Origin of the sequence: Xanthomonas euvesicatoria pv. euvesicatoria, from assembly GCF_020880415.1 — a bacterium.
Classification (GTDB): Bacteria; Pseudomonadota; Gammaproteobacteria; order Xanthomonadales; family Xanthomonadaceae; genus Xanthomonas; species Xanthomonas euvesicatoria.
In genome coordinates this window covers 66,214-72,680 of sequence record NZ_JAJIUJ010000075.1, presented here as the reverse complement: position 1 = coordinate 72,680, position 6,467 = coordinate 66,214, and the positions used below count along the sequence as shown (strand labels likewise).

5 protein-coding genes are annotated in these 6,467 nt (G+C 66.4%); 2 read left to right on the top strand and 3 right to left on the bottom strand.

The features are described from left to right. The coding region (locus tag LN450_RS13180; protein WP_228892782.1) for a histidine-type phosphatase at positions 1–1,379 on the top strand (1,379 nt) is incomplete at its 5' end. A 576-nt stretch (positions 1,380–1,955) separates the two neighbouring features. On the opposite strand, the gene metK is transcribed toward LN450_RS13180, so the two are convergent. Beyond that, the gene (gene metK, locus LN450_RS13175) at positions 1,956–3,167 is read right to left on the bottom strand and encodes a methionine adenosyltransferase (protein WP_005910819.1); all 1,212 of its coding nucleotides are present in this window, start codon (positions 3,165–3,167) and stop codon (positions 1,956–1,958) included. A 244-nt stretch (positions 3,168–3,411) separates the two neighbouring features. Here metK and LN450_RS13170 point away from each other — a divergent pair, with 244 nt between their 5' ends. Then, complete coding sequence (locus tag LN450_RS13170) at positions 3,412–4,512, top strand: metal-dependent hydrolase (RefSeq protein WP_011346451.1); 1,101 nt, start codon at positions 3,412–3,414, stop codon at positions 4,510–4,512. Here LN450_RS13170 and LN450_RS13165 read toward each other — a convergent pair. Beyond that, on the bottom strand, positions 4,506–5,333 hold the full coding sequence (locus LN450_RS13165) for a class I SAM-dependent methyltransferase (protein ID WP_011346452.1): 828 nt from the start codon (positions 5,331–5,333) through the stop codon (positions 4,506–4,508). The genes LN450_RS13170 and LN450_RS13165 overlap by 7 nt on opposite strands. 28 nt (positions 5,334–5,361) lie before the next feature. Then, complete coding sequence (dusB, locus tag LN450_RS13160; RefSeq protein ID WP_011346453.1) at positions 5,362–6,360, bottom strand: tRNA dihydrouridine synthase DusB; 999 nt, start codon at positions 6,358–6,360, stop codon at positions 5,362–5,364. Between the last annotated feature and the right edge of the window lie 107 nt (positions 6,361–6,467).

Sequence of the window (6,467 nt, the reverse complement as noted above, 5' to 3'; positions counted from 1 at the left end):
GGCGCAGGCAGTGCGTCGGCATTGCACCGAGGTCTGGCACGCCCCGTAGCACGCCAGTGGCAACCGGCAGCGTGCTGTGCCTGGTACTGACGGCTGCGCTGGCGTTGGGCGGCTGCACCACGTCGATCCCGAGCGTGTCCACCGCGCGCGGCTCCACAGCGCACGGTGGCGATCAAGCGACAGGCACCGCCGGCAAACAGGTGGGCACCGGAGCGCCGCCATCGACGCAGGCCGCGCAACTGGAGCGCGTGGTGGTGGTGTTCCGGCATGGCGTGCGCGCACCGCTGCAAGGCGAGGCCGCCGCCGCGCACTATGCCGACCAACCCTGGCCGCAATGGTCCACGCCCGCCAGCCTGCTCACTCCGCATGGTCGCCAAGGCGTGCGCTTGAGTGGCGAGTACCTGCGTCAGTGGCTGGTGCAGCAGGCGTTGTTGCCGAGCAACCGTTGCCCGGTAACCGGCAGTGTGTCGGTGTGGGCCAATACCGATCAACGCACCATCGATAGCGGCGCACTGCTGGCCGACGCGCTTGCACCCGGCTGCGGCATTCTTGCCGGGCATCGGGAGGCTGGCAGCAACGATCCGCTGTTTCGACCGATCGAGGCCGGCACGGTGCCGTTCGATGCGGCGGCAGCGGTCGCATCGATCCAGCAACAGACCGGAGGCCCTGCCGCCTTGCTGCAAGGCCATGCTGCCGAGCTGCAGGCATTGCAGCAGATTCTGGGCTGCACGCGGACGCCGTGCGAGTTCGCGCAGATGCCTTCGACGCTGGCGCCGTCGGCCAACGGGCGCGGGCTCAAGTTGGGTGGGCCAATTGACCTGACCTCCGGCACCGGCGAGGTGTTGCTGCTGCAATACGCAGAAGGCCTGCCGCTGTCGCAGGTCGGTTGGGGCCGTGCGACGCCCGAGCGCCTGGCCCAGGTCTCACGCCTGCATGCATTGCTGTTCGATATTTACGCACGGCCGCACTACATGGCCTCGCGTTCTGGCGCACCGCTGGCGCGCGAGGTCTTGCAACGCTTCGGTGACGCGCAGGCGCCGAAGGTCTCGGTGTTCGTCGGCAGTGACACGCATATCGCCGCGTTGAGCAGTTTGCTGGGCGTGCACTTTCATCTGCCCGGCTACGGCGCCGACGATCCACCGCCGGGCGGCGCGTTGCTGCTCGGCCTTTGGCGCGAGAGCGACGGCCGCCAGCTCGTGCGCGCCCGTTACCTGGCGCAATCGCTGGATCAACTGCGCACGCTGGTACCGCTGGATCTGGCCCATCCGCCGCTGCAGCAGGAACTGTCGCTGGGCTTGTGCGCTCCGGAGCAACGCATGGCCTGCCCATTGGCGGATTTTGCGATGGCGCTCGAACAGCAGTTACAGCTCGATCGGTAGCAACAGGTTCGCGACCGCTGTTCTGCGGTGGTCCACATGGCATGTGGCTTCGCCCCGTACCCTCACCCCAACCCCTCTCCCGCGGGGAGAGGGGCTTGAGCGGCGGCGGCGTCGTTGTCCCTTCTCCCGCAAGGCGGGAGAAGGTGCCCCGTAGGGGCGGATGAGGGTGCGTGCGCAGCCACGTGCTATCCGGCAGGTGAGTGGCTTCGCCCCGTACCCTCACCCCAACCCCTCTCCCGCGGGGAGAGGGGCTTGAGCGGCGGTTGGCGTCGTTGTCCCTTCTCCCGCAAGGCGGGAGAAGGTGCCCCGTAGGGGCGGATGAGGGTGCGTGCGCAGCCCGTGCTATCCGGTAGGTGAGTGGCTTCGCCCCCTTACCCTCACCCCAATCTCTCTCACGCGGGGAAAGAGACTCTATTTCGTCACGCCCGTACGCGTGCGGGACCGCCGTTAGCCGAAGCCTTCGCAACCTGCCACTTCCTGGCGTGGGCAACCCACCGACGACCCCAAAACCGCAACTGGGCCGCATCAGCGGCCCAGTCGTTATGCGTCTACCTAGCTTTCGCAGGAGCGGGGCGATTATTTCAGCTTGGCGGCGGCACGCAGTGCGTCGGCGCGGTCGGTCTTTTCCCACGAGAACGAGGTCGCGCTGTGCTGCGCGCCGGTGCCGTCGGTGTAGGTGAAGTCCTTCGGCTTGCGGCCGAAGTGGCCGTAAGACGCGGTCTGCTGATACATCGGGTGGATCAGGTCGAGCATCTGGATGATGCCGAACGGACGCAGGTCGAAATGCTTGCGGATCAGCTTTTCGATCTGCTCGTCGGCGATCTTGCCGGTGCCGAAGGTGGTGACCGAAATCGAGGTCGGCTCGGCCACGCCGATGGCGTAGGAGACCTGCACTTCGCAACGGTCGGCCAGACCGGCGGCCACCACGTTCTTGGCAACATAACGCGCGGCATAGGCAGCCGAACGGTCCACCTTGGACGGATCCTTGCCGGAGAACGCACCGCCACCGTGACGCGCCCAGCCGCCGTAGGTGTCGACGATGATCTTGCGGCCGGTCAGGCCGCAATCGCCCACCGGGCCGCCGATCACGAACTTGCCGGTCGGGTTGATGTGGAACTTGGTGCCCTTGTGCAGCCACTTGGCCGGCAGCACCGGCTTGAGGATTTCCTCGCGCACCGCTTCGATCAGGTCCTTCTGCTTCACGCCCGGGTCGTGCTGGGTCGACAGCACCACTGCATCGATCGCCGTCGCCACGCCATCTTCATAGCGCAGGGTGACCTGCGACTTGGCGTCTGGACGCAGCCACGACAGCGCCGAGTTCTTCTTCTTGCGGATCTTGGCCTGCTGCTCGACCAGGCGGTGCGAGAGGTGGATCGCCGCCGGCATGAAGCTGTCGGTTTCGTTGGTGGCATAGCCGAACATCAGGCCCTGGTCGCCCGCACCCTGCTGCTCGGGATTCTTGCGATCCACGCCCTGGTTGATGTCCGGCGACTGCTTGCCGATCAGGTTGAGCACGCCACAGGTCTCGCCGTCGAAGCCGACGTCGGAGCTGTTGTAGCCGATGTCCAGGATGACCTTGCGGGTCAGCGCTTCCAGATCGATCCAGGCACTGGTGGTCACTTCGCCGGCCACGATCGCAACGCCGGTCTTGACCATCGTCTCGCAGGCCACGCGGGCGCGCTTGTCCTGGGCCAGGATGGCGTCCAGCACTGCGTCGGAGATCTGGTCGGCGATCTTGTCCGGATGGCCTTCGGAGACCGATTCGGAGGTGAACAGGTAGCTGGACATCAGGCTTATATCCCTTGATTCGGATGAAAAGATGGGTGCGGATGATACACGCCCCGTGTGTCGGTTGCATTGTGCGCCTGAATGGATCGGTTTGGGGTTAAGCCGACGTCGGTCCGCCGCCCGGGCGCACGCGCCTGTGCGTTGCCCGTGACGATTAACTGCCCGGTGACGCAACGGTGCCGGCCGGCCGCACCCCGCCTCAAACATCCCGATCCGTGCATGTCCGGCCTGCTAGCATCGGCCGATGGATTCATTGACCCAGATCGTTCTCGGCGGCGCCATCGCTGCCGCCATCGCGCCGCCCGGACAGCGGCGTGCCGCCTTGTTGGCCGGCGCGGCACTGGGCACCTTGCCCGACCTCGACTCGCTGGCATTGCTGCCGCTCACCGACGACCCGGTCACCCTGATGACCGTGCACCGCAGCGTCAGCCATTCGTTGTTCGTGCTGCCGCTGGTGGGTTGGTTGATCTGGTGGCTGTTCCGCCGCTACGGCAATGGACGCGTGGCCAGCGCACCCACGCGCTGGTTCTGGGCGATCCAGCTGGCCTTGATCACGCATCCGCTGCTGGATGCGTTCACCGTCTACGGCACCCAGCTGTGGTGGCCGTTGCAGCCGCATCCGACGATGTGGTCGAGCGTGTTCATTATCGACCCGGCATACACGGTGTGGCTGTTGCTCGCCTGCGTGGTGGCCTGGTTTGCGCGCGCGCGCCCGTTTGCGCAACACGTGCTGGTGATCGGGTTGGTGGCCAGCACCGCGTATCTGGGCTGGTCGTTGATTGCCAAGCAACTGGTCGACCGCCAGGCCGATCGTGCGCTGGCAGCGATGGGCCTGGCCGATGCGCCGCGGTTCTCGGTGCCGATGCCGCTCAACACCTTGCTGTGGCGCGTGGTGGCGATGACGCCCAACGGCTATGTCATCGGCGAGCGCTCTCTCGTGGCCGACACCGGCCCGATGCACTTCCGTGGGTTTTCCAGCAACACCCAGGCGTTGGGCGAAGTGGCCAGGTTCGATTCGGTGCGTCGGCTGACCTGGTTCAATCGCGGCTTCATGCGCGCGCGCCTGGTCGACGATGACCTGATGCTCAGCGACCTGCGCATGGGCCTGGAGCCGGACTACAACTTCAACTTCGTGGTGGCCCATCGCGACAACGGGACGTGGCAGCCGATCGTGCCGCGGCAGGTGCAGGCGGCATATCGTGCGCCGGTGGCACGCGACCAGATCGGTGCAGTGCTGGGGCAGATGTGGCACCGCATCTGGCACGAGCCCCGCAGCACCGTGCTGACCGGCGACCTGGAAGCTGTCGGCGCTCCGGTCGTCGCGCCCGCATCGGCAACTCAATAAACCGTGGCGCGCGCCTGCACGAACGAATAGAAGAACACGGCGTCCGGGTCGCTGTGCACCTGCGCCAGCTCACGGTGCATGCCATCCACGGTGGCGGCCTCGACCGCGCCGGCCTGCAGCAATTGATCGGCTGCCGAGAGCAGCACTTCTTCCCAGAACCCGATCATGGTCTTGCGCCGGCCCGGTTCGCGGTTGTCCAGATGCAGCGTCTTGATCTGCGTGTGCACGTCGCGAAAGCCCCCGGCCAGCAGCAGGTTGCCCAGCTTGGCACCGACGAACGGGTCGCCGCCCTGGTCGTGCTGGAAATCGTTGAATGCCATCCAGTAGCGCCACAGGTTGGGCGAATACGGATGCAGCAGGAACGAAGCATTCATCACCTCGGTCACGTACACCGGCGAGCCGGGCAGCAGCACGCGCCACACTTCGTTGAGCACGCGCGCAGGCGAGGGCACGTGTTCGAGCACCCAGCACAGAAACGCCGCATCGAACTGACGCGCCTCGAACGGTAAATCGCTCGCATCGGCCTGCTGCAGTGTGTAGCGTGCGCGGCACCACGCCAGCCGTTCGAGATTTGCCCGCGCCGCGCCCAGCTGCGCCTCGCTCAGATCCACGCCGGTGACATGCAGTTCGGGAAAACGGCGCAACAGGATTTCAGTCTGCGCGCCGACGCCGCTGCCCACTTCCAGCAGGCGCCGCGCGCCGCTGTAGTCGATCTGATTGAACAGCGTGGTTTCCAGCAAGCGCGCCTGTTTGAGCAGACGCGCCTGTTCGGTGGCGGAAAAGCCGTGCAGATAGGTGGGGGTGTCGCTCGGTGCGCTCATGCGTGCGGCTCCAGCAAGGCAGGAAAACTCAGGCAGCGTCCGATAGTGCGGGCGGCACGCCGGCGATCAAGGCATCGAAGTAATCACGCGTCAGGGCCAACTGGGCTTCGGGCGTTTCGGCGCGATTGACCACCGCCCGGAAGTCGGCGCTTTGCGGGTGGTCCTTGGCATACCAACCCAGATGCTTGCGTGCGATGCGCACGCCCTGCGGTTGGCCATAAAACGCGTGCAGCGCTTCCAGGTGGCCGAGCAAGGTATCGCGCACGAACGCCAACGACGGCGGCGGCAATACCTCGCCGGTGGACAAAAAATGTGCCACTTCGCCGAAGATCCACGGGCGGCCTTGTGCGGCGCGGCCGATCATCACGGCATCGGCGCCGGTTTCGCGCAGCACCTGAGCGGCTTTCTGCGGCGAGTCGATATCGCCATTGGCAACCACCGGGATCTGCAGCGCGGCCTTGATCTGCGCAATCGTCGCGTACTCGGCGCTGCCGGTGTAATGCTGGTCGCGGGTGCGTCCGTGTACGGCGAGCGCGGCGATGCCGCAGTCCTGCGCGATCCGCGCGATCGTCGGGCCGTTGCGGTGGTCGCAATCCCAACCGGTGCGGATCTTCAACGTCACCGGCACGTTCACTGCCTGTACCACCGCGGTCAGGATGCGTGCCACCAGGTCTTCGTCGCGCATCAGCGCCGAGCCGGCCCACGCGTTGCAGACCTTCTTGGCCGGGCAGCCCATGTTGATGTCGATCAACTGCGCACCGTGGTCGACGTTGTAGCGCGCCGCCTCGGCCAGTTGCTGCGGCTCGGTGCCGGCGATCTGCACGCTGATCGGGTCCGGCTCGCCGGCATGGTCCATGCGGTGCAGCGATTTGCGCGTGCCCCAGAAGCGCGGGTCGGAAATGGTCATTTCCGACACCGCCAGGCCCGCGCCCAGCCGCTTGCACAGCAGCCGGAACGGTTTGTCGGTAACGCCCGCCATGGGGGCGAGGATCACCTTGGGAGCGATGGAGTAGGAGCCGATCTGCATGGCGCTAGTGTAACTTCAGCGGTGACGGCCCTTCGCGCTGCCAACCCTGCGGCGGCCGGGCCGGCAGCAGGCGGGCCGCATGGCCGGCACCGCCGCTGTGGTATCGC

Excerpts from the sequence above, each read along its gene's own strand:
- dusB (WP_011346453.1), bottom strand. The coding sequence starts at position 6,360 with ATGCAGATCGGCTCCTACTCCATCGCTCCCAAGGTGATCCTCGCCCCC.
- metK (WP_005910819.1), bottom strand. The coding sequence starts at position 3,167 with ATGTCCAGCTACCTGTTCACCTCCGAATCGGTCTCCGAAGGCCATCCG.
- LN450_RS13165 (WP_011346452.1), bottom strand. The coding sequence starts at position 5,333 with ATGAGCGCACCGAGCGACACCCCCACCTATCTGCACGGCTTTTCCGCC.
- LN450_RS13170 (WP_011346451.1), top strand. The coding sequence starts at position 3,412 with ATGGATTCATTGACCCAGATCGTTCTCGGCGGCGCCATCGCTGCCGCC.